Genomic DNA, 23119 nt, shown 5'->3' on the forward strand with positions numbered 1-23119 from the left:
ATCATTATAGAACTTGATTTTCAAGAAAATAAGGAGATGTAATTAGATAATACGTAAGCTAATTGGAAGATTACTAAAAGCGGAGACATTACAAGAGGCGAATATTTTAAAAGTATAAAATACTTCCCTTGTAGCGACTATATTAGCCGTTTTCATATTTATTTTGACGTTATTTCTTAAGAAACAATAACACTGCTATTATTAAATAAGAAAAATGTAGCTAAAATGCTCTTCACAAAAGAACTTAGATTTTTGTATAATAAGAACTAATGTTCCTCACAAGGAAACAATGGACTCAAATTACACAAATATATCAAATAGAAGAGGATTGATATACGATGAAAATTGATAGACCAAAAATTTCAACAGAGTTATCTTCAAAGAATTTTCAAGATATTTTTTATGAAGAAGATCCAACATTGGAAGTGTGTGAAATTATAGACTCCACTTTCGAAAATGAATCTGTAGATAGAGTGCGATTATATGATGCGGTGATAAAAAACTGTAAGTTTACTAATACAGACTTTAGCAATATTGATATTACAGATGTTTGTTTTGAAAACTGTGATCTATCAAATGTTAATTTAAGCAATTCTTCTGTTCACAGAGTCGAATTTAAAAACAGTAAATTAATCGGAGTAAATTTCACAGAATCTAGCTTAGGAAATGTTAAATTTGAGAATTCAATTTTGAATTTAGCGGCATTTGGAAATTCCAAACTAGAAAAAATCATCTTCAATGAAACTTCATTAAATAATGCAGATTTTTTTGACTGTAAACTTAAAAAAGTTGAATTCCAATTATGTAGTCTTGATGAAGCTAATTTTGATCAGACATCACTGAAGGGGATAGATATTAGTTCTTCTACCTTTGATACACTTACAGTTTCAGTGAACGATTTAAGAGGATGTAAAGTATCAACATATCAAGCTGTTCAGTTTGCTACTTTATTAGGATTAATAATTAAAGATTAGTATTTCGAAGAAAAGAACCCTATCCCGAATCATGGATTTTTTAATTGTCCACGATTCGAGATAAAGTTCAAATAAATTAGTGATGACTCTTTTATTATTTAACTACAGCTTGGTTTCCTTTTACATGTTCATTATTTACACTCATAAATTCTTCAATTTCTTCAACTTCCCTAATGATATCTTTTGACAAGTTTTCATACCCGTCTTTCGTTACAAGAATGTCATCTTCAATACGAATTCCAATTGATTCTCCTTCAATATAAAGACCAGGTTCAATTGTTATAACCATACCTTCTTCTAACACTCTATCTTTATATGTTCCTACATCATGTGTATCTAAACCAAGGAAATGGCTGACACCATGATAATAGTATTTTGATAACTCTTCATCTTCTTGAATTAAACCAATTGCTTTACACTCTTCTGCCAGTACTTTTTTTGTATGCTCATTTAATGCAGCGAACTTTAATCCTGGCTTAATAAGTGCTGTTGTTTCTTTTAATGCTTTTAATACAATATTATAAATTTGTTTTTGACGACTAGAGAATGTTCCATTTGCCGGGAATGTATAACTAATATCAGCGTTATAGTAGTCTTTTTGAGCACCTAAATCTAGTAATACTAAGTCACCATTTTGAATTTGTGCATCATTATCTTCATAATGAAGAACTGTAGCATTTTTCCCACTCGCCAAAATTGTATTGAACGCATGGTGCTTAATGCCAGATGATTTCAGTGTAAAATCAAATTGAGCTTCTAATTCATACTCCATCATGCCTGCTTTTGCATTTTTTAACACATTGTAAATACCATCTTTCGTTACAGCAATCGCTTCTTTAATAATTTCAATTTCTTCCTCTGTTTTAAATACTCGTAATTCACAAATGTTCGGATATACATTACCAATTGTTACGTGTGGGTATTTTTCTCTTACATGTTTAGCAAATGCTAATGTTTTTGTCTCCGTACCATTCCAATCACGACGTTCTATATCTAAATATAGATGCTTCGCATTTTCTGTAAAAAGTATATTTGACATTGTCTTTTCAAAGCTATCTAAATATACAACTTTCTTTATACCTGAAATTTTCTCTGCTTCTTCGTTAGAAACTGTTTTACCGACCCATTTTTCCATTACTGGATCTGACTTTTCAATGAAAAGTGTTTCTTCAACACTACTTCCAACCTTTTTCAGCATAAAAATAACATTTGGTTCATCGATTCCCGTTAAGTAGTAAAAATTACGATTCGGTACAAATTTATAATGTGCATCAGCTGACATATGCGGTGCTTGTCCCGCAAATAATATCGTAATAGATCCCTCTGGTAATGTGTTTGCTAATCGTTCTCTATTTTGAGCAAAAAATGTTGATTTCATAATAATCCCCCTAGTGTTCTATGTATGCTTGTGAAACTAATCATCAATACAATTCATTCTATTATTGTTATAATTTTTCGTCAATTAATAGTACTCATAGCCAAAGGAGAATTTTCATTACTAAGGTCCCTTCCACGCTAAATTATGCATACCACTCCACAATTTCTTGACATTTATTCCATATACTTAAAATCACGTATATAGGAAAGGGGCCTACAAATTTGAAACATTATGTAGCAACAGGGTTAGCAATTACTTCTTTATTAATAATTTCAGGATGTTCTAGCAACGTCGAAACAGCACCAGTGAAGAAAGGAACGGCGCAATCTCAACCAAAAAATACAAAAACAGCAAATACGAATCCGCAAGACTCCTATAAAGAAATTACATCTGGAAAAATCGAGCACATTCATGGAATTGGCTATGCAGGAAATATGCTAGGTGTTTCTATTGCCACTCATAGCGGGATAAAAGTTTATCAAGATGGCAAATGGTTTGAAACTAAGACTGAGCTACATGATTATATGGGATTTCAGGCAACGAAGAACGGATTCTTTGCCAGCGGTCACCCTGAACCAGGTGCAAATTTAAAAAACCCTTTAGGATTATTGAAAAGTTCTGATGGTGGTAATACTCTTGAAAAGCTAGCATTTTACGGAGAATCTGATTTTCATAACCTTGCTGTCGGATATAATACAGAAGCAATTTATTTATACAATGAGCGTCCAAATTCTAAATTACAACAAGGTTTTTATTTCAGTACGAACAACGGACAAGATTGGGAAAATAGTAAGTTAAAAGGTCTTTCAAGTACGATTCATTCCTTTTCCGTACATCCGAATCAATCTAGTGTAGTCGCAGTAAGTGCCAAAGACGGTGTTTACTTATCTACAGATTACGGAAATACGTTTGAAATATTCGCTAAATCACTTGAATCGACCGCAATTACATTAAGTAATGAAGATGTTATTTACGCGCCTATCAATAAGCAAATCGTAACGAAGAAATCAATTGCTACAAATGAGGAGACAAACATACAAATTCCACCTTTAGATCCTAAAGATACAATTATGTATATATCACAAAACCCTCAAAATTCAGCTGAAATTGTATTTGCTACAATGAAAGCAAATGTGTTCCTTTCTACGGATGAGGGTAAAACATGGAAGCAGCTTACTAAAGAAGGAATATTCCAAATTAATTAGAAGGGTGAATATAACGTGTTTTCAATAATTAGTGAATGGAGCTATCAACTCATGTCTCCTTTAATGGATGCCGCGAATGCTACGAAATCAGTACCTCTTTTATTTGCGTTTTTATTAGGCATTGTAGGTACACTTGCTCCTTGTCAATTAACAGGAAACATTAGTGCTATTACACTTTATAGCAACCAATCTTTACAAAAAGGACATGTATGGAAACATATACTTTTATTCATTTTAGGAAAAATAATGGCTTTTACGACGCTTGGACTATTAGTATGGTTTTTAGGAAAAGAGATTCAGCAAATATTAACTTTGTATTTCCCATGGTTACGCAAAATGATGGGACCCCTATTAATTTTAATGGGGTTAATGTTGGCAGGTATTATAAAAGCAAGAAACTTCTTCTCAATCAAATTTATAAGAAAACAAAATGAAACTGGCTCATTTTTACTTGGATTCTTCTTTTCCTTAGCTTTTTGTCCGACCATGTTCGTTCTATTTTTTGGAACGTTAATCCCTTTATCTTTCTCATATAATTATGGTTACTTGTTTCCAACATTCTTTTCGCTAGGAACTGCTCTCCCTATCGTTGGAATTATGTTCATCATCTCTTATCTTGGATTAAATGGAACATTACTTAAAAAAAGTAGGAATATTGGCAAACGCGTTCAACAGGTAGCCGGTGTTCTTCTTATATTAATCGGACTTTATGATACCGCTCTTTATTGGTAATACATACAAAAGATAAGCTTCAGTGAAACGAGCTTACCTTTTGTAATATTATATTCATTTTTTCTTTTGCTGTAGTTGAGCTAATAAGTTCTTAACAAACGCGAGAAACAGCGGGTCATTCTCTTTTTTAGGTGACCATTGCATAATAAGTTGTCGTGGAATTGTAATTTCTATCGGCTGTACAATGAAGTCATGAATAATTTGCTTATGTAGTCCTGATAACGGAACGATTGTTATGCCATTAACTTGTATAGTAAGTGCTAATGCTGAACTAATTGATTCTGACTCCATCACTTTATTAACTGTTATTTCATTTTTCATCAAATACGGTTCGAGCACTTCTTTGCAACCAGAAAGCGGCATAATAAAAGGATAATTTTTTATATCATTAATAGTAAGGTTAGGCGGAACTTTTTTTGAAGAAACCATAACATACGGATCTTCACCAATGACATCATAATGAAATCCTTGTATTAAATTTTCTTTTATAGAAATAGAAAAATCTGCACTACCTGATGATAGCCAATCTAACACTTCTTGATAGCTTCCTTCTCGAACTGCAAGTACATATTGACTATGATCAATATTCCCTAGTTGAATACACTCCGCCAAACAATATACAGTAACGGAAGGATACGTAGCTAGTACAATTTTATACAAGCTTTTATTTTTCAACTGGAAAGCTGTTTCCTCAAGTTTTTCATACTCCATTAGAAGTCGATTCACACCAACTAAAAATTCTTTGCCATTTTCAGTTAGAATCGTTCCTTGTCTAGAGCGATCAAATAACGTTATAGCATATCGTTTCTCTAATTTGTTAATAATATGGGTTATTGCTGGCTGTGTCATATGTAATTCCTTTGCTGCCAGACTAATACTATTTAAACGAGCCACATATGTAAAGACTTTAAAATCAAAAACATTCATTCTGTTCTCCTTATATAAAATATATTTATATCATCTATAAATAACCTTCATTATATTTATGAAACCACTTCATTTACACTGAGTATACATCATCAATATTACAAATAGATGAAACTTATATACCCTAGAGGAGTGTTGATTAAATGAGTACTTACATTTTAGTACATGGAGCATGGCAAGGTGAATGGGCATGGGAATTAGTAAAACCTCAACTAGAGGCTTTAGGTCACACTGTTATTACACTAGACTTACCTGGAAGTGGGAAAGATACAACTCCTTCACAAAATATAACGTTAGATTCCTATGTTGATGCAGTAACAGCTAATATAAATCAACAAAATGAAAAGGTTATTCTTGTTGGACATAGTATGGGTGGAATCGTTATTACTCAAACTGCTGAACTTATACCAAATAAAATCGATAAATTAGTATATCTTTGTGCCTTTTTACCACAAAACGGAGAAAGTCTTGGTAGTAAATTAGACGGAGAAGATGGCCCGCAATTCACTATAAATGAAAATGACTTGACTGCTGAACTTATACCTAATCTAATTGAACAAACATTTTTAAATGCTACAGAAGACGGTTCTATTAAAGAAGCATCTTTTAATCAAATGCGTCCTCAACCACTAGGACCCTTCCAACAAGAGCTGAAAATATCTGAAGAAAACTTTGGAGCCATAGATCGCATTTATATTGAAACGACTCTAGATAGAGCGATTCCAATTGATTTTCAGCGCCGAATGAATACAGAAACACCTTGCAAGAAAGTTATTACTTTAGAAGCTGATCATTCTCCATTTTTCTCTAAAGCATCGGCACTTGTTCATTACTTAAATGAATTAAACTAAATTTTTCATAAAATAAATAGACACTCACAGGTGTCTATTTATTTTACTAATTAAAGCTATCTTTACTCTATCTACATTGCCATGCCCTTTTGCTTCATCTCCCACTTTTTATACAGTAGTACTGCACCAAATAAAAATACTCCCGCAACAAATGAAGCTACTGGTAACATCTTTATCATTCCATCTGGAAATACGAGCGGCAATAATGGAAATGCATACACTGCTGGAATACGTACACCAACAATTTTTAATAAAATAAGCATTAATATCATATTTAATAAAGTGACTACAATCCATGAATCAATCGCAAAGTACAATATTGTTCCAACAGTTGCAGATGCAGTTAATACGACTATTTGTTTAAAAGCCATTTTTTCATTGTACATCGGCTTTTGAAGTGATTCATACACGACAACTAATATTGGTGGAATAACTGCTAATTGTTCATAACCAGTTATCCAACATAAACTGATCCACACAAAGTTTAGTATTAGAAATACAATCATATACTTATACTGTATATTCACTTTTCGCTCCAGACCACTGTTCAATTTAAATATAAGTACACCAACCATTAATATAAATGTTAAAGCGCAGACCGCGATAACAAATGACCATTCCGTCGCATTTGTTACTAATGGTAATAAACCTGTCGCAATTGATGGTGCTAAATTGGATTGAATTACACGCAAAAACAGCATCATGAATACAAGCGTTAAGCTTACTTTCCCTAAATAGGCTATATCCATTTGATTCACCATAAAACCGATTACAGCTGTTATTGACGGTGCAATAAAAATTTTTTCTGGTTGTCTTAACCATCCTGGCTCACGATACGCCCATAAAGCAATTGCCATCGCCGCTATTTCCGGCAAAATGACTTCTGGATCATTTAATAACACACCCGCTGTTACCATGGCTAAAATAAATAAAATAGCAATCGTATATGAGATGATTGTTTCTTTCTTTGAAATTACTGCATTCATTATTACATACTCCTTTGTGCTCATTTCTTTCATAATGTAAAACAACAATTTTATACCCTACTACGGTATTGTATATTAACATCTTTTCTATTTCAAGTATTAGTAGTCATTTACATTCTCTCTCACCCCATACACTTACAAAACAAGGCATTTTATAGACATTGACACTTATTAAAAGATAGGTTAAAATAACTATACATTAGTAAGTAGCTAATGTAATTAAATCTAACTAGAGGTGAAACAAATGAAAAATATTTTATTCCGTATTAACGAATTGTCCAAAAAAGAAAAAGCAACTGGATTAACAGTTGATGAAAAACAAGAACAACAAATGTTGCGTCAAAACTATACACAAACATTTCGTGGAAGCTTAGATTCCATTTTATTAAACACAAAAATTGTTGATCAAAATGGTCTTAACGTTACACCAGCCGCATTACAAGATGCTCAAATACGTTTAAAATTAAGCAAATGAGTTCCGCGCTAAAGAATTTTAATAAAACATAAACAGAGCTGGATTTCCTATATAGAAATTCCAGCTCTGTTTATTGTCTTTTCTAATTTAGTAAACGAGCGATACATCGCAATTCTCCACGACACAATCATCGCAAATGCAAGTAAGAAAAACATTCCGCTTAACTCTGCCAAATCAATTGATTGGCTTAAATATGACTTTAATGCCACGCGTACAGCTAATAAGCCTACTAAAATAAATATGAATGCTTTTGACGGTTTCATAAATATATGTTCGCCTTTTATTTCGAACTTAGTTGTTTTAATAAGAAAAATAGAAAAGATAAGCCCTATACTAATTGCCTCGACTATTTCTAACGATGTTAATCGAAACTCTGGTAAAAAGTACATCATCCCGCCTGTACTCATAAAAATTGGCGGCAATATAATTTTCTTTTTCGTTACCGGCTTTTTCGCTGCTTTAAAACGTAGAAACATTACCCCAACAGCCATACAAACTGCTACGACACTTGATAAAAGTGCTATCATACTTTCCACTCCTATCTATTTAAATGACTTTTTTAGCAAAATCATAAACCAAACGAGCCCGATACTTATAATAACATGACCTAATCCAGCCATATGGCTTAAACCGTAAAAGTCAGTTCCATTTACTTGTAGAAGACCTCTCCATAGCATTGTAGCAATAGTAAAGATTACTCCTACATTATAAACAACAAACCATGCACAAAAGCTCTTTGTTTCTTGTACATGAAACACTTTACATAAAGCTAAAGCAATTAAAAAGAATACAAAACCGAGCACTAATACATGTGTATGCACTAATTGCAACATTGTGGATCCTTTAATTCCTTGTGCTTTCGTATACTCTCTTGCAAATACACCTGATAATAAACCAATAATTAAGTAAATAAATGCCGCATTATATAATTTCTTCATTCTATTCCTCCTGTTGTAAACTTTCTATATTCGCTGCAATCATTTTACGGAAAGTTTATGAACGGAATATGAATAAAATATTACATCCTATTTTCAAATAAAAAGCCATTTTGTTTATATTGGTTTACCCATTTCAAAATTACGGTGTCTCTTATACCAATAGCTTTACTAATTTCTCGGTAACTTTCATTTCCGTTCAAATAACGTTGAACGATGTATATTTTTTCATCAGTTGTGAATTTAACCATAGAAAAACTGCACCTCCAATTGTTAGACTGTGTCTAACAATTGGGGTGCAGTTCAGTTTTTAATGGTGGGATGCTCTTTTATAATTTATTCATTATTGATTATTTTCCATCCTGTAAGTTTCTAGCTTAATTTAAACCATTGCTTCAGTTTCTATAATTACTAAAATTACCCTTTTCTCATAACCGTCTAATATTCCTAAAATTTCCGGGATTTTTGAGTTCATGCGGTTAAGCCCTCTCAATTATTTTAGAACTTAACTAATCTTAGTTTGTAACTCCATTCCAAACATCGACATCATTATCATCTAAAATGGCTTTGATTTTATCTTTCTCAAAAACTACCAGATATTCATAAGGTAAGGCTAAAACTTGAATAATTGAAGGTCTAATTTTTAGTAGCTGATATGCGTAATATACTTCTAATTCACCGTCAGTTTCTTCTGTTTCATCGACAGGACCGATATACCAACCAGAATCACCTTTGTCACAATCCCTAGCTCTTTGTAAATAAACCTCATCTAGTTGTAACACATTTTTTGAAGTCACTATTTTATCGCTAAACTTTATTGTTTCACCGTCAATATTTAACTGACGTAAACAATGTACTTGTTCTAATTGCACCCATAAAGCAATTGTTAGATCATCTGTAGTATCCTTAAATGGATTTTTTGTATAATCTGGGGCAATAATATGATACCCATCTTCACGTTTGGATAGAACAAAAATAGACCAACCAACTTGCATAGAAAATCTATCAACTAATTTGTTATCTTCTACTTTAGTTAGCAAATACAATAACTTTTCTATCTGGGGGCCTAAATGTTCTTCTGCTGTAGCTATTATCTTTTTACCACCTATATTTTTAACTATTGTTTTCAATGGATTGTAACCTCTCTTTTATTGATTTTTTCAAAGCTTCTCTAGCCACTGCTTCACGTTCTAACATTTCTAGTCTTATAATTTCCGGAACATTACCGTATTTAGGGTGCCCCGGCCATGTACTCCAATCTTTTGCATTCAATGTAAGTTTTCGCTCAATGTGTTGTGCTTCTTGACGGATATTTATAAAGAAATGAGATAACTCTTTATCATTGTGCCAAGTTTCTAAAATACGGTTAAATAAGCGGTTGCTTCGATTTTTCAATTCGTGAAAATCAGCTTCCGCTTGTTCCTGAGTTCGAAGCGCGGATTAATTTCGGTCCTGTTCTTCAAATACACTTCGTAATTTTTGATTTAACTGTTTAATTTGGTTTTTGATATCTCGATCCATTTTTTTCCTCCTACCGTTTTATCTTTACGAAGGTGGTCATATTAGCGGAAAGTATTGTGAAGCTCGTGATCCATTCTCTCAAACTCTTTGGCTACCGAATGAATGTTATCGACCGCTTGTTGAAAGGCGGTGGATAATTGTTTCGTCAAATCTAAAACTTGTTGGTTCGCTTCTTGTGCTTTTGAATTAACTGAAAGCGTAGTACGTGTCGCCTTTTTTATAGAACGATTTGTTGCGCTTTGGATTGTATCTGAAGCTGCCCTCATTTGCGTTGCGATTTGTGTAGCGCTTTGAAAATTACTTTGAAATTGTCCCATCGTATAAACCCCTTCTATACTTAATAGAGCATGAAATTTATACCATATTAGTATAGATTTTTATATTGATAGAGAACCTTTGTTGGTAGGGTGTTTTTTAGAGTACGAAAGGTAATTCAATTATAAAAATAGCCTATCATCTTTTAATATTAATTGGGAATTTATATTGTACTTACACTACATTAATATTTAATTTTTAAAATTTCACATGTGGTAAAATAATAAATTGATGAAAAAGGGGACAAAATATCAGTAAATAATTCACCGCAATATAAAGTAAAAAAACTGCACCTCCAATTGTTATGCGTGTCTAACAACTGGAGGTGCAGTTCACTTTTCAACTTATTTTAAATCTTCTATTGAGAAAGCACCTGGAAGTAATTGCTCAACAGTCACTTCTTTTTCATCACCTTTTACATTCGTTAATAATACAGGCATTTTCGGATCACAGAATTCAGCAATTACTTGTCTACACGCACCACATGGTGAAATAGGTCCATCAGTTTCTCCTGTAATAACTAAATAACTAAAATCGCGCTCACCTTCTGATACTGCCTTAAATATTGCTGTTCTTTCTGCACAGTTACATAAACCGTAAGAAGCATTTTCTATATTACAACCAGTATAGATTTTCCCTTCTTTCGTAACTAACGCTGCGCCAACAGGAAATTTAGAATACGGAATATACGCTTTCGATAACATCTTGTTTGCTTCTTCAATATATTTTTTCTTATCCATATTATTTCCCCCTTAAAGTAAATGAAATGATGATTAGTCAGTAATAACTGTATGAACTAATTTAGGAGCCACTGCTGTTTCAGCAATAGAGATGTTCTCATAAATTTTTGCTTTTACATCTTCTACATTTTCACGATTTGCGTAGATTGTTACGAATGGCTCGCCTTCTTTTACTGCATCGCCAACTTTTTTACGTAACATTAAACCTACCGCTAAATCGATTTCATCTTCCTTCGTTGCACGACCTGCACCAAGTAACATAGCTGCAATACCAATCTCATCTGCAACAATGTTAGAAATAACACCTGAAGTTTTTGCAGGTACATCAATTACATACTTAGCTTGTGGCATTTTTTCTGGATTGTCTACAATTGAGCTATCTCCGCCTTGATTACTTAAGAACTCTTTAAATTTCTCAATTGCTTTTCCGTTTTTCATCACTTCAATTAGCATTTCACGAGCTTCTTCTAACGTATTTGCTTTTTTCGCAAGTACAACCATTTGACTTCCTAATACAAGTACTAATTCTGTTAAATCTTCTGGACCTTCACCTTTTAACGTATCAATCGCTTCTTTCACTTCTAGAGCATTACCAATCGCAAATCCAAGAGGTTGTGACATATCTGAAATAACAGCCATAGTTTGACGTCCTACATTATTTCCGATACGTACCATTGCATGTGCTAATTCTTTTGCATCTTCTTCTGTTTTCATAAATGCGCCAGCACCTGTTTTTACATCAAGTACGATTGCGTCAGCACCAGCTGCAATTTTTTTACTCATAATTGAACTTGCGATTAAAGGAATTGAGTTAACCGTTCCGGTTACATCGCGTAATGCATAGATTTTTTTATCTGCAGGTGTTAAGTTTCCTGTTTGCCCAATAACAGCTACTTTGTCACGGTTTACAATATCAATGAACTGCTCTTTCGTAATTTCAACGTGGAATCCTTCTACCGCTTCTAATTTATCAATTGTTCCGCCCGTATGTCCTAAACCACGACCAGACATTTTTGCTACTGGTACATCTAAAGCAGCAACTAATGGTCCTAATACTAATGTTGTTGTATCACCAACACCGCCAGTTGAATGTTTGTCTACTTTAATCCCTTCAATTGCTGATAAGTCGATCGTTTCTCCAGACTCAACCATCGCCATCGTTAAATCTGCACGTTCGCGATCTGTCATATCTTTAAAGAAGATTGCCATTGCAAGCGCACTCACTTGATAATCAGGAATACTTCCGTCTGTATATCCATTAATAAAGAATTTGATTTCTTCAGTCGTTAATTCTTTGCCGTCACGTTTTTTTGCAATAATATCTACCATTCTCATTACAATCACCATTCCTTTTTATATTATATGAATCTATTAAAATAGTAAGCCAACGATTGTTGCTGATAAGAAACTTACTAATGTTGCACCGAATAGTAATTTCAAACCAAATCTTGCGACTACATTCCCTTGCTTTTCATTTAAACTCTTAACTGCCCCTGCAATAATCCCAATTGAAGAGAAGTTTGCAAATGAAACTAAGAATACAGAGATAATCGCTGTCGTTCTATCTGAGAAATTAAAGTTTCCTTGTGCTAAATCTGTCATAGCGACAAATTCATTTGATACTAATTTTGTTGCCATAATATTTCCGGCATTAACTGCTTCATGCCAAGGTACACCCATAATAAATGCAAATGGTGCAAATGCATAACCAAGAATTTCTTGGAATGAAATACCGATTACACCTTTAAATACTGCATTAATGAATGCGATAAGAGCTACGAAACCGACTAACATAGCTGCTACTGTAATCGCAACTTTAAATCCATCAATAATGTATTCCCCTAATACTTCAAAGAAAGTCTTTTTCTCTTCTTCTTGTACTTCTAACATATCTTCTTCCTCAGTAACTTCATACGGGTTAATGATAGAAGCAATGATGAAGCCACCGAATAAGTTAAGCACTAAAGCGGTTACAACATATTGTGGTTTTAATAACACCATATATGATCCAACGATAGACATAGAAACTGTAGACATTGCTGATGCACATAATGTATACATTCTTTTCTCTGGCAATAACCCTAGTTGTTTCTTAACTGAAATAAATACTTCTGATTGTCCTAAAATCGCTGATGCCACAGCGTTATATGATTCTAGTTTCCCCATTCCATTTACTTTACTTAATGCTAGACCGATAGATTTCACAATAATAGGTAATACTTTAATATGTTGCAAAATACCTATTAAGGCTGATATAAATACGATTGGCATTAATACACTTAAAAAGAACGAAAACTCTTTTTGATTTACTAGTCCACCAAATACGAAATTCACACCGTCAGCAGCATATTTTAATAGCTCTCCAAAACCATCTGCTATTCCGCTTATTAATATATTCCCTACACTTGTATTTAATAATAGAAACCCCAAAATGAATTGTAATATAACCATCGTTATGATTGGGCGATATTTGACTTTCTTTCTATCATTACTAGCAAGCCAAGCGATACCTAAAATCAATACGAGGCCAAAAACACCGATTAAGTATTTCATAAGCCGTTTCCTCCCATTCGTATCCGCTTACATTTTTTTCAATTATTAAAGCAATAGATACACTTTACTTTGTGTATCTATCGCTTTTGACTTCATTAATGATTAGTAGTTATCTGTAGCACCTTTTGCATCATTTAATACGATTGCAACACTAGCACTTGCTCCAACGCGAGAAGCTCCAGCAGCTACCATTTTGTCTGCATCTTCACGTGTACGAACACCGCCAGATGCTTTTACACCAACGTTTGGTCCTACTGTTTTACGCATTAATGCGATATCTTCAGCAGTTGCTCCGCCAGTTGAGAATCCAGTTGAAGTTTTTACGAAATCAGCACCAGCTTTTACTGATAATTCACAAGCGCGTACTTTCTCTTCATCTGTTAATAGACAAGTTTCAATGATTACTTTTACAAGAGCTTTTCCTTTTGCTGCTTGTACTACTTCATAAATGTCTTTTTCAACAAGTTCGTTGTCACCATCTTTTAAAGCGCCTACGTTGATTACCATATCAACTTCAGTTGCACCTTTTGCGATAGCATCTTTTGTTTCAAATGCTTTTGTTTCAGTCGTACTTGCTCCTAATGGGAAACCGATTACAGTACAAACGTCTACATCATGTCCAGCTAGTTCATCAGCCGCTAATTTTACCCATGTTGGGTTAATACAAACAGAAGCGAATTTATATTCCTTTGCTTCTTCGATTACTTTCATAACATCTTCTTTAGTAGTATTAGCTTTTAAAATTGTATGGTCAATTAACTTTGCAATGTTCATTATCTTCACTCCTCATATCTTTTAACAACTTCATTCTAACTCTTAGTTGAACAAATGTAAATATACTTTTGAAATTTTGTTCATTTTTTTTAAAAAGTAATTTTCTTGTAGCAAATAAAGCGCATTCTAACAAAGAACACTTCAGATATATAATCAAAATTTTTATGTTAACAATGGTAGTATGTATCTCCATATCCATAATTATTTTTAAAAAGGCAATTTGTGTTCAAAAAAGACTCCTATCATTCATACATAACAAAATAAAAGGCATTCTCAAAATTAACATCTTGAGAACGCCCTTTATTTCTAATCTTTTTGATAATGTAACAATTCTTTTGCTGTATGCTGATCGATAATTAATACATTTGCATACCCGCCACGTAACGCACCATCAATTGCTTTTATTTTTCTATTACCACCTGCAACTAAAATAGAGCGTTTCTTTAATTTCAGTTCCTCTAACTCAATTCCAATGGTACGCTTATTGATTTCTTCACTACTAATATTTCCGTCTCCATCAAAGAAACGTGAACAAATGTCACCGACCGATTGTTTTTTGAGTAAATTTGTTTCATCCTTATCGAAATAACCTAATCGGAATAATAGCGCTTCATCTCGCACTGTTCCTACAGTGAAAATTGCAATATTCGCTTGTTTTCCCATTTCGATAATGTGATGAATATGTCGATCCTGCTCCACTAATTCTTTTGTCACTGCATTATCAAATATAACCGGAAGAGGTAGATTTCTTGGCGTCGTTTGAAAAGCATCTGCAAATAAAGCTATCGTCTCATTCGCATATGTATTTACACTTGAATGACTAATACCACCTTTTAGCTGGACAACCTCTACCCCTTTTACATGTTGCGGTACGATTTTTCTAGCGATTTCATACATAGTCATGCCCCAGCTTACACCAACAATATCACCGTTTTTAACTGTCTTTTCCATATACTCAGCAGCATATTTACTTATATACTCTGTAATCGTTGCATATTCCGGCACTGGAGAAAATACCACATGTGCCTCTAACAAGTTGTACTTTTCTTTCAGTAAATTCCCGACGTTATCTAAATCAGCAAATGGATCAGCGATGCTAATTTGAACAAACCCTTTTTCTTTCGCGTACTTTAACAATCTAGAAATCGTCGGTCTTGAAATATTTAATTTATTAGCAATTTCTTGCTGACTATAATCTGATTGATAATATAATCTTGCAACTTCAACGCTTAATTGTTGTTTATCTTTTTCCATAGTAACTCATTACAAATCCCTTCCTGTATTTCCCTTTCGTTACAAGCATTATACAGCTTTATGCAAAAAAATTCGACTACTGAATTTTATTTAACTGAACTTCTATTACGCTTATTATATATAATGAAATCGTTCAATAAGAAACATGAAACATCATCTAAAGACTACCTTTGCTAAAAACTATTCAAATACCCCTTATAAACAGAAGATACTGTTTATAAGGGGTATGTATTCAATTTAACTTTATAAAAATTGGATGGAAACAATGCAAGTTCTCACTTATTTAGAATAAGTGAAAAGATGATGTTTTATTTGTTCAATAAAATAATGATGGTGTATATTATCGTTAGATACTCGACTTGCCATAATAGCTCCCTCCATTGAAGATGCAAGAAAAGAAGCGAGCGATATAATGTCTATATCTTCTTTAAGTTCTTGTTTCTCTATTCCTTCCTTTATGAGAGAAGCCATTAACATTACTGTATCATCATAACCTTTTGCTGCTGCTTTTTGTAATTCTGGAAATACTCCAGTACTTTCGATTGCGCTATTAAGTAATGGACAGCCTCCAGCAATAGGAGGATTATTAGCTGCATCTTGATATACAAGGAATATTGCAAGGATTTTATCGATTGCATTCTTTTTATTTTCCATTGCTTTATGAAAATGACTCCACATAATCTCACCACTTTTGTCGTAGGCAGCAAGGACAATTTCTTCTTTACTTTTAAATCTACGATAAATAGATCCTTTAGGTAACTCAGTAGCTGTCATTATATCCTGAATGGATGTGCGAGTTATCCCATTAGTATTAAATAAATATAAAGATGTTTCAATAATTTTTTCTTTTACCTTATCAACTTTAGTCATGCTTTGTAATCCTCCTAATGAAAACAATCCTAATATTCTAGGTAATGTTTACCCTCTATTTTCTTAATTTTTTTGTAAGTATAAATAAGTTCGGAACAGAAATATCTTATCAATCCCTATCTTATGGAAACCTCAAACAATACAGTTTGAAAAGAAGTTAATCAAATTATATTATCTATATAACTTAAGTGAATTTTCTGTCAAAATAACATGACCGATTGTTTAATTCAGTCATATTATACAACTAATTTTATCTAAAATCGTAGAGGTGTAAAAAATATAGTTAATTTTAACGTATAGACATATGATTATTATATATAATTTTTATTAATATGTTTAGCTAAAGTGTTTGAACTACTCCCACTTTCACTTCGTATATTAGGGTATCTCCCGCAGTCCTTGCGGTTAAAAGCCTTATCACTTCATTCTATAAAAAGCTAATTGTCAAAAATGAATGAGTACTGAAATTTGCTTGTAAATAAGCAACTGAAATATAAATATATTTGTTGTTTACCATTTTTATTTTATTAATAATTTATAAAAGGGGTTTAAAAAACTAGAAACTTATAGTATCATTAGTTCCCGAACCGAACGGTCCGGTTCGGTATTTATATAAATATATTTTAGAAGGAGAACATAATGCAGAAAGAAAAATCAAAGATTCTAAGTAATTTAATTATGGAGGTAACAAAGTGAAATTTATACAAACCAATAAAAAAGAAATTAATATGCTACTAGTTTTTACAATCTTTACACTACTTCAATTTGGCTGGTTCATATTATTTGGCCTATCACTTTTAACTAACAGCAATTTAGCTGACTCAGAATTTATTATTAGTGCCATTGCTTTTACTGTACCTGCTATTATAGGAATAATTTTATTTAAGAAAGAAATTATTGAGAGTTTTGCTTATTTTAAAGAGAAGACAATTTTGAAAATAGTAAGTGTTCCTCTGGTGGTTTTATTTACGGTAATTGTAGAACAGACTGTTATGCGTTTTCTCGCACTTGGTCAGCCAGAGAATCAAGAACAGCTCCTTGAAACGGGCGCGGAGATACCTCTTATATTTACATTACTTGTATTTGGTATTCTCGGTCCAATACTTGAAGAAATTATATTTCGTCATATAATATTAAATCGTTTTTCACATTATATTGGTACTGCTATTGCATCTATCATTTCGATTCTAATTTTTACATTCCTTCATACGAACCAGCTTTCGGATTATGCTATATATCTACCTGGCGCGGTGATACTTACTGCGGCTTATCTTATTTCTAACAGATCCCTTGCATATGTTATGGCGATACATATGCTAAATAATTCTATTACTTTTATTCAATTGCATATGTCATAGGAAAACATATGTTAGACAATTGCAAGTTTTAATGCAAAAATGCTCTATGTTTCTATCGAGTATTCTTGGCAACAGAACCACTTTTTCTACGGCATAAGAAAGCCATAAGAAAGCTAATCAAAAATTATAATATATTAGGAGAGTGTCAGTCATGATTGTAACAACGACTTCTGGAATTCAAGGTAAAGAGATTATTGAGTATATTGATATTGTAAATGGGGAAGCTATTATGGGTGCAAACATTGTACGCGATTTATTCGCTTCAGTTCGTGATGTTGTTGGTGGCCGTGCTGGTGCTTATGAAAGTAAGCTAAAAGAAGCCCGTGATATTGCGATGGACGAAATGAAAGAACTTGCAAAACAAAAAGGTGCGAACGCTATCGTTGGTATTGATGTAGATTACGAAGTTGTTCGTGATGGAATGTTAATGGTTGCTGTAAGTGGTACAGCTGTACGTATATAAGTAAATAAAAAGAGATATTAATAAATCATTGTACGCCGAAAAAACACAGTTTGAGTGTAAACTGTGTTTTTTTATATAGAGGCCCCATCCCATCACTATCAAGCTAAAAATTTTGTGTTAACTTGTACAAAATGTCCATTTTTTCGCTTTGGGGTAATTTTGAATCCTTAAGTTTATGGGCATGTGGCGTTACCCTAATACTGTACAACTTTTTTATAAACGGTTGTAAGTTTCTACGTTTTTGACCATTCTGTACAACGATAACTTTGGTTTATTGATTTCACCTGTAATCTGGTAGCCTATCCTCTGATACAATTTAATGGCAAGTTGGTTCTCTTTCTTTACCGTCAGAGAGCATTTGGCAAAGCCTTGCAGCGAAGCTTGTTCCTCAGCAAATTCAATTAGTCTGGTACCTATCCCTAGTCCTCGACTTTCGGGCAGTAAGGCAATTGTTCCGATGTGAAACTCGTCATCTTCTCCCTCCTTCAAGGTAAACATGGAATAAAGCATTTTGATATTCAGAATGTTATAAACAACAAAACCCAGCTTTCGGAACGAAAGCAGCTGTTTAAAAGTGGGCCAGGCAAGACGATTTAAAACGGGTATGGGATAGCAAGTAATCATCCCTAAAGTTTTCCCGTCCATTTGAGCTTCATAAGCGTATTGATGACTGAAACGGTTGTTCTCCTGCCGCCATAGCTTACAAAATGTCCAATCGACTGTGTTCTTCTCCTCAGATCCTGCAAGTGGAAACGCCATGTATTCCAATGCCATTACATTTAGCTGGACGCCGACCATGGATTGATGAACAGCCTTTACAATAGAGATTTTATTCATTATCCTATTGCTCCTTTTCACTTTCTATATTATTAATATTAATTATCATGGATGTGAATCAGTTCACTTCCCTCTCAATTCATCCTTAGCTTTGAAACCATAATAAAATGTATTTAAAACAAGCTCTGCAGCAGATTTTTTAGCCACATTTCCTTCATGTACCTGTTCCCAGGTATGGAAAAGCAGAGCATAAAGCGTATTCAAAATCCATTCGCTGCTAACCATTTGCTGAAAGTAACCTCTTTGTTGTAGCAGTTCAATAACGCGTCGTAAGGGTTCCCTCAGCTTCTCTTCTGCTTCACCTAATTCTTTGTTGTTAAATACAGATGCATCATGACCTAGAAAATAGATTTTGTCACCTAAAGGGATTAACGCTTCAATGAGTTCCGGGATATAGTTTTCGCTTCTTTCCTCATCCAGTGGAATCTGGTTTACAGTATCACTTACCAGTTGTATAGCCCGATGGCCCAAGAACAGCATCAATTTCTCCCTGCTTTCGACGTAGCGATGGAGTGTAGCAATTCCAATTCCCGCATATTCCGCAATTTCATTCATCGAAGCAGTAGGATTTTCAACAAGCAATATAGTAGCTGAATCAAGAATTGCATTAAATCTCGCTTCCTTCAACGCTGACAAGTCTTTCTTCATCGTCAATCTCTCCCTTTTTCTGTATAAAGTCGTCATTTTTGATAGATAAATATATCATTTGATATTATAATAAACAATCTCAAATAAAGTGTCCAGCTGCTGAATGTAGCTTTTCAAAAAGAATTATATTACTGAAACTGATAGCACTTTGAATGTTTCATTTTTAGCATTTCATTATTTAGATAACGATGAAGAAATTAAATTCTTTAATGTAATAAATACAAGAGCCAAAGGAAATGGTACGAGTTACTTTCTGCATAAAGTTATCGGTTTATTTTAAAATTCACTTCCGGGTATTTGGTCATCAGCCTTTTAAGGATGGAGCCGTCATCCTTCTGTTTTACATACTGGTCAAAAAATGCCAGACTGAATTCGTTGATAATACGATGAACTTCCTTTGGATTTTCACCTGGGCTCTGCAACACAGGGGAGAACAAATGTAAATCAGTGAAGCTTGTATGATCCGTATGAGGAATGAGCATTGACATACCACCACCAGCTAACCCACGTCCGTATCGCTCCCTCACTTCATAGGGATCTGCTTCATCAGGCTCTTCTGCACTCATGAGCAGAAACGGTTTTCCAATTCCATTTTCAGGAAAAAATTTCCCATAGAATGTACCATCCATATTGATAGCTGCTTTGACACGAGAATCTTTTGCAAGTATTTGTGCTGCGGTAGCTCCACCGTAAGAGTGGCCAAACATTCCAATTCGCGATGTATCCAGTCTTCCTGTAAAGAAGCCGGTCTCATCGTTTTGGTTAAGTTTCTCTATCTGACTAAGGACAAAGCTGACATCTTCCTCCCATAATTTTATGTGGCTATCCCCTTCATCAGTTAAATTGATGGGCTGTACGTAAGCAGTTCGACCATCTGGAAAGACGGTAGCTGCAGCATCAAAGGTATGATCGATACTTAGAACAATGTACCCTTGACTAGCCAACTCCTCAACTTGAAACGTGTTTTGATTACGAAAACCATTAAAACCATGAGAGAAAAGTAATATGGGATAGTGATTCTCTGAGTCTGAGAGTTGTAAATCCATAAACGAATGAGACTTTACCAATTCCATGTGGCTGAATGCAAATGCAGGAATGGACAATGTTTTTTCCAATCCCTTGGAGAGCTCATTTATGTTACGAATATAAGGTTCTCGATCCCCCTTGCTTTTTTCAGCTGCAGGATACCAAATTTGCACCATCAGTTCGCGCCGATCGGTTGGATTTTTCGAATATGGTTCATTTCTCTGATGATCAATCCAATGATATACCTTCGTACCGACCCTATGTGGTCCAGTTGGTTCTTCAAATGAAAATACTGGCATAAGTAAGGGTAGCGCAACTGCTACAGACAAATAGATACATAGCAACGAAGTCTTAACTATGAATATACCCGAACTTCTAAAACCCTTTTTCCGCCCAGTTAATAAATAGCATAAAATTAAGATAACTGGGGATATATATGCCGGAATCATCTGCCACCTAAAACCTTCTGCCAATAACTGAACTGTAACCATTACAACGGCAACCAAAGTAGCTAATTTAGACCACTTTTTCGTTTCTCTGCCTACTAACAGTACCCAACTCAATAGACTAAAATTTACAATTATCAAAACAAATTCCCAGAAATTCATTGGCCTATCTCCTTTGCATGCATTTTACTTCTAATTAAAGAGCTAGTTTTCAGCCTGAGCAAAAGCAGATGAAAAACCTATATAGTTGCACCGATTATGCTAATCGCTTCATCCACTCTACTCCTTTATTCAAATTAAAAACTTAAAATGCCCAGCTACCTTTACGGAAAATTGGTTCTACAGTTCCATCTGGTAGAATACCGTCGATGTCCATCTCACTGCTGCCAATCATAAAGTCCTCATGTGTTACTGAAATATTTGCCCCTAACGTTTCAAGTTGATCGTTTTCTAAATCTCTTCCACCCTCTAAGCAAGTTGGATAAGCTTTACCAATCGCTAAATGGTTCGATGCATTTTCATCAAACAATGTATTAAAATATAAAATTCCCGATGCTGAAATTGGTGATTCATGTGGTACAAGTGCTACTTCACCTAAATAGCAAGAGCCTTCATCCACATTAATAAGCTCTTGTAATAAATCGTGTCCTACCTGTGCTCCAGCATTAACAATTTTTCCTTCTTCAAATGTCAGTTTAAAGCCATCGATAATATTCCCTTGATAAACTAATGGTTTTGTATTGCTTACATAGCCATTTACACCTTGTTTCATCGGTAACGTATAAACCTCTTCTGTCGGCATATTAGCCATAAAGATAGTATCATCAGGAGTTTTACCACCTCCAGTAACCCATTTATGCTGTGGTGCTAATGCAATTGTTAAATCAGTACCTGGCGCTGTATAGTGAAGCTTCATATATTTTTTATTGTTCAGTAGGACCGCACGAGATTCTAAATTTGTTACATGTTCACGCCATTTTTCAATAGTACTGCCTTCACCAATACGAACAGCTTTAAAAATAGCCTCCCATAATGCTGGTACTTGATCCTCTGCTGCTAAATCCGGGAACACCTTCGATGCCCACTTTGGTGAAGGAACTGCTACCATCGACCAAGCTATTGAATCCTTCATTACGGCGTTGCGATTGTTTCTCAGAGCAGCTCCTGCTACCTTTTGATAGGTAGCTAGACGATCAGATGAAATACCTGTAAATTTATCAGGATCTGTAGCATCTATCATTAATAGTGCTCCTTTACGTTCGATCAGCTCATCATTCATTTTGACTATCCACTCTGGGAAGCGATTAAATTCTTCATCTGAGGCATAATCAAAGTAAGCACGTTCCATTTCTTCATCCGAAAAATTAACATGAACACGCCCTGCCCCAGCCTTATAAGCCTCTTTCACAACTATACGGGCGAAATCCAATGCATCCACTGATGTATTGACTAATAAGTATTGCCCTGGTTGAATATTGACACCGATTTTCACCGTAAGTTCTGCATATGCTTGTAATTTTTCTTCAAAAGTCATATTATTTACCTCGCTTTTATTAAATTGGTTTTGAATTCCCCTCACTAACCTGCTTTCATACCATACTTTCTAAACTTTGATTCAATTAATATTGGTTTGTTTTTCAAAAAATCTAATCGAAGGTATCAAACACTACATCAAATTATAGAGTTCTTTATTGTGAAAGCTCACTCATTTCTTCCCAATCTTTTCAATGCTGCTGCACCTAAAGGCTTACCATCAATGGGGCGTTTAACATTCTCAATCACTCCTTTATCTTTACAAAAGTATTTTTGATAGATAAATATATCATTTGAGATAAGATTAAATCATTTTAA

At 34.0% G+C, this 23119-nt stretch carries 24 protein-coding genes and 2 pseudogenes; 7 read left to right on the forward strand and 19 right to left on the reverse strand.

Annotated elements, in window-relative coordinates; translation table 11 throughout:
- The first annotated feature begins 338 nt into the window (after positions 1-338).
- Complete coding sequence (locus tag HMAS_RS14965; protein WP_025710123.1) at positions 339-974, forward strand: pentapeptide repeat-containing protein; 636 nt, start codon at positions 339-341, stop codon at positions 972-974.
- A 94-nt stretch (positions 975-1068) separates the two neighbouring features.
- Here the strand turns inward: HMAS_RS14965 and HMAS_RS14970 are convergent, their stop codons facing one another.
- On the reverse strand, positions 1069-2352 hold the full coding sequence (locus HMAS_RS14970; RefSeq protein WP_000842971.1) for an aminopeptidase P family protein: 1284 nt from the start codon (positions 2350-2352) through the stop codon (positions 1069-1071).
- A 221-nt stretch (positions 2353-2573) separates the two neighbouring features.
- Between HMAS_RS14970 and HMAS_RS14975 the strand changes: the two genes are divergently transcribed.
- Positions 2574-3557 (forward strand): F510_1955 family glycosylhydrolase, encoded by a 984-nt coding sequence (locus HMAS_RS14975; RefSeq protein ID WP_025710125.1) that lies wholly within the window; start codon positions 2574-2576, stop codon positions 3555-3557.
- A 15-nt stretch (positions 3558-3572) separates the two neighbouring features.
- Positions 3573-4289, forward strand: coding sequence for a sulfite exporter TauE/SafE family protein (locus HMAS_RS14980; protein ID WP_222124715.1), 717 nt, complete (start codon positions 3573-3575; stop codon positions 4287-4289).
- 54 nt (positions 4290-4343) lie between these two features.
- On the opposite strand, the gene HMAS_RS14985 is transcribed toward HMAS_RS14980, so the two are convergent.
- Positions 4344-5216, reverse strand: coding sequence for a LysR family transcriptional regulator (locus HMAS_RS14985; RefSeq protein WP_001100328.1), 873 nt, complete (start codon positions 5214-5216; stop codon positions 4344-4346).
- A gap of 143 nt (positions 5217-5359) precedes the next feature.
- Between HMAS_RS14985 and HMAS_RS14990 the strand changes: the two genes are divergently transcribed.
- Entirely contained in the window at positions 5360-6067 is a 708-nt protein-coding gene (locus HMAS_RS14990) for an alpha/beta fold hydrolase (RefSeq protein WP_025710127.1), read from the forward strand.
- A 71-nt stretch (positions 6068-6138) separates the two neighbouring features.
- Here the strand turns inward: HMAS_RS14990 and HMAS_RS14995 are convergent, their stop codons facing one another.
- Complete coding sequence (locus HMAS_RS14995; RefSeq protein ID WP_000994721.1) at positions 6139-7053, reverse strand: hypothetical protein; 915 nt, start codon at positions 7051-7053, stop codon at positions 6139-6141.
- Positions 7054-7297: 244 nt separating this feature from the next.
- On the opposite strand from HMAS_RS14995, the gene HMAS_RS15000 reads away from it, so the two are divergent.
- Positions 7298-7528, forward strand: a complete 231-nt coding sequence (locus HMAS_RS15000) for a DUF896 domain-containing protein (protein ID WP_000789783.1) — start codon at positions 7298-7300, stop codon at positions 7526-7528.
- 47 nt (positions 7529-7575) lie between these two features.
- Here HMAS_RS15000 and HMAS_RS15005 read toward each other — a convergent pair whose 3' ends face one another.
- The 12 genes and pseudogenes from HMAS_RS15005 to HMAS_RS15065 all read right to left on the reverse strand — a co-directional run bounded on the left by HMAS_RS15005 (position 7576) and on the right by HMAS_RS15065 (position 16490).
- Complete coding sequence (locus HMAS_RS15005) at positions 7576-8055, reverse strand: CcdC family protein (RefSeq protein WP_000561076.1); 480 nt, start codon at positions 8053-8055, stop codon at positions 7576-7578.
- 15 nt (positions 8056-8070) lie between these two features.
- On the reverse strand, positions 8071-8466 hold the full coding sequence (locus HMAS_RS15010; RefSeq protein WP_000737876.1) for a DUF2871 domain-containing protein: 396 nt from the start codon (positions 8464-8466) through the stop codon (positions 8071-8073).
- A gap of 104 nt (positions 8467-8570) precedes the next feature.
- Positions 8571-8714, reverse strand: a pseudogene (locus HMAS_RS15015) (transposase); the annotation flags it as partial.
- A gap of 264 nt (positions 8715-8978) precedes the next feature.
- Positions 8979-9593, reverse strand: a complete 615-nt coding sequence (locus HMAS_RS15025; RefSeq protein ID WP_006919945.1) for an immunity protein Imm33 domain-containing protein — start codon at positions 9591-9593, stop codon at positions 8979-8981.
- A 127-nt stretch (positions 9594-9720) separates the two neighbouring features.
- A pseudogene (locus HMAS_RS28115) lies at positions 9721-9984 on the reverse strand (DUF3958 family protein); the annotation flags it as partial.
- Between the two features lie 41 nt (positions 9985-10025).
- The gene (locus HMAS_RS15035) at positions 10026-10301 is read right to left on the reverse strand and encodes a TIGR04197 family type VII secretion effector (RefSeq protein ID WP_016122301.1); all 276 of its coding nucleotides are present in this window, start codon (positions 10299-10301) and stop codon (positions 10026-10028) included.
- Positions 10302-10643: 342 nt separating this feature from the next.
- Positions 10644-11039, reverse strand: coding sequence for a cytidine deaminase (locus HMAS_RS15040; protein WP_000358532.1), 396 nt, complete (start codon positions 11037-11039; stop codon positions 10644-10646).
- A 33-nt stretch (positions 11040-11072) separates the two neighbouring features.
- Complete coding sequence (locus HMAS_RS15045; protein WP_025710128.1) at positions 11073-12374, reverse strand: pyrimidine-nucleoside phosphorylase; 1302 nt, start codon at positions 12372-12374, stop codon at positions 11073-11075.
- A 36-nt stretch (positions 12375-12410) separates the two neighbouring features.
- The gene (locus HMAS_RS15050) at positions 12411-13592 is read right to left on the reverse strand and encodes a NupC/NupG family nucleoside CNT transporter (protein ID WP_000876188.1); all 1182 of its coding nucleotides are present in this window, start codon (positions 13590-13592) and stop codon (positions 12411-12413) included.
- Positions 13593-13694: 102 nt separating this feature from the next.
- Positions 13695-14366: a deoxyribose-phosphate aldolase gene (gene deoC, locus HMAS_RS15055; protein WP_001017441.1), complete on the reverse strand. Its 672-nt coding sequence runs from the start codon at positions 14364-14366 to the stop codon at positions 13695-13697.
- Positions 14367-14672: 306 nt separating this feature from the next.
- Complete coding sequence (locus HMAS_RS15060) at positions 14673-15620, reverse strand: sugar-binding transcriptional regulator (RefSeq protein ID WP_000409780.1); 948 nt, start codon at positions 15618-15620, stop codon at positions 14673-14675.
- A 279-nt stretch (positions 15621-15899) separates the two neighbouring features.
- Positions 15900-16490 (reverse strand): TetR/AcrR family transcriptional regulator, encoded by a 591-nt coding sequence (locus HMAS_RS15065; RefSeq protein ID WP_000169644.1) that lies wholly within the window; start codon positions 16488-16490, stop codon positions 15900-15902.
- Positions 16491-17182: 692 nt separating this feature from the next.
- Between HMAS_RS15065 and HMAS_RS15070 the strand changes: the two genes are divergently transcribed.
- Together HMAS_RS15070 and HMAS_RS15075 are read left to right on the forward strand one after the other, a co-directional pair.
- Positions 17183-17848, forward strand: a complete 666-nt coding sequence (locus tag HMAS_RS15070) for a CPBP family intramembrane glutamic endopeptidase (protein WP_000668793.1) — start codon at positions 17183-17185, stop codon at positions 17846-17848.
- A gap of 151 nt (positions 17849-17999) precedes the next feature.
- The gene (locus HMAS_RS15075) at positions 18000-18311 is read left to right on the forward strand and encodes a YbjQ family protein (protein WP_000637507.1); all 312 of its coding nucleotides are present in this window, start codon (positions 18000-18002) and stop codon (positions 18309-18311) included.
- Between the two features lie 213 nt (positions 18312-18524).
- Here the strand turns inward: HMAS_RS15075 and HMAS_RS15085 are convergent, their stop codons facing one another.
- From HMAS_RS15085 to HMAS_RS15100, 4 genes are all read right to left on the reverse strand, one after another.
- The gene (locus tag HMAS_RS15085) at positions 18525-19148 is read right to left on the reverse strand and encodes a GNAT family N-acetyltransferase (protein WP_001033861.1); all 624 of its coding nucleotides are present in this window, start codon (positions 19146-19148) and stop codon (positions 18525-18527) included.
- A 63-nt stretch (positions 19149-19211) separates the two neighbouring features.
- Positions 19212-19796: a TetR/AcrR family transcriptional regulator gene (locus HMAS_RS15090; protein ID WP_000710978.1), complete on the reverse strand. Its 585-nt coding sequence runs from the start codon at positions 19794-19796 to the stop codon at positions 19212-19214.
- Positions 19797-20059: 263 nt separating this feature from the next.
- The gene (locus tag HMAS_RS15095) at positions 20060-21430 is read right to left on the reverse strand and encodes an alpha/beta hydrolase family protein (RefSeq protein ID WP_044307028.1); all 1371 of its coding nucleotides are present in this window, start codon (positions 21428-21430) and stop codon (positions 20060-20062) included.
- Between the two features lie 142 nt (positions 21431-21572).
- Positions 21573-22802, reverse strand: a complete 1230-nt coding sequence (locus HMAS_RS15100; RefSeq protein WP_025710130.1) for an aminopeptidase — start codon at positions 22800-22802, stop codon at positions 21573-21575.
- Positions 22803-23119: the final 317 nt, after the last annotated feature.

The sequence above is a fragment of the Bacillus sp. HMA207 genome (assembly GCF_003402455.1).
Classification (GTDB): Bacteria; Bacillota; Bacilli; order Bacillales; family Bacillaceae_G; genus Bacillus_A; species Bacillus_A cereus.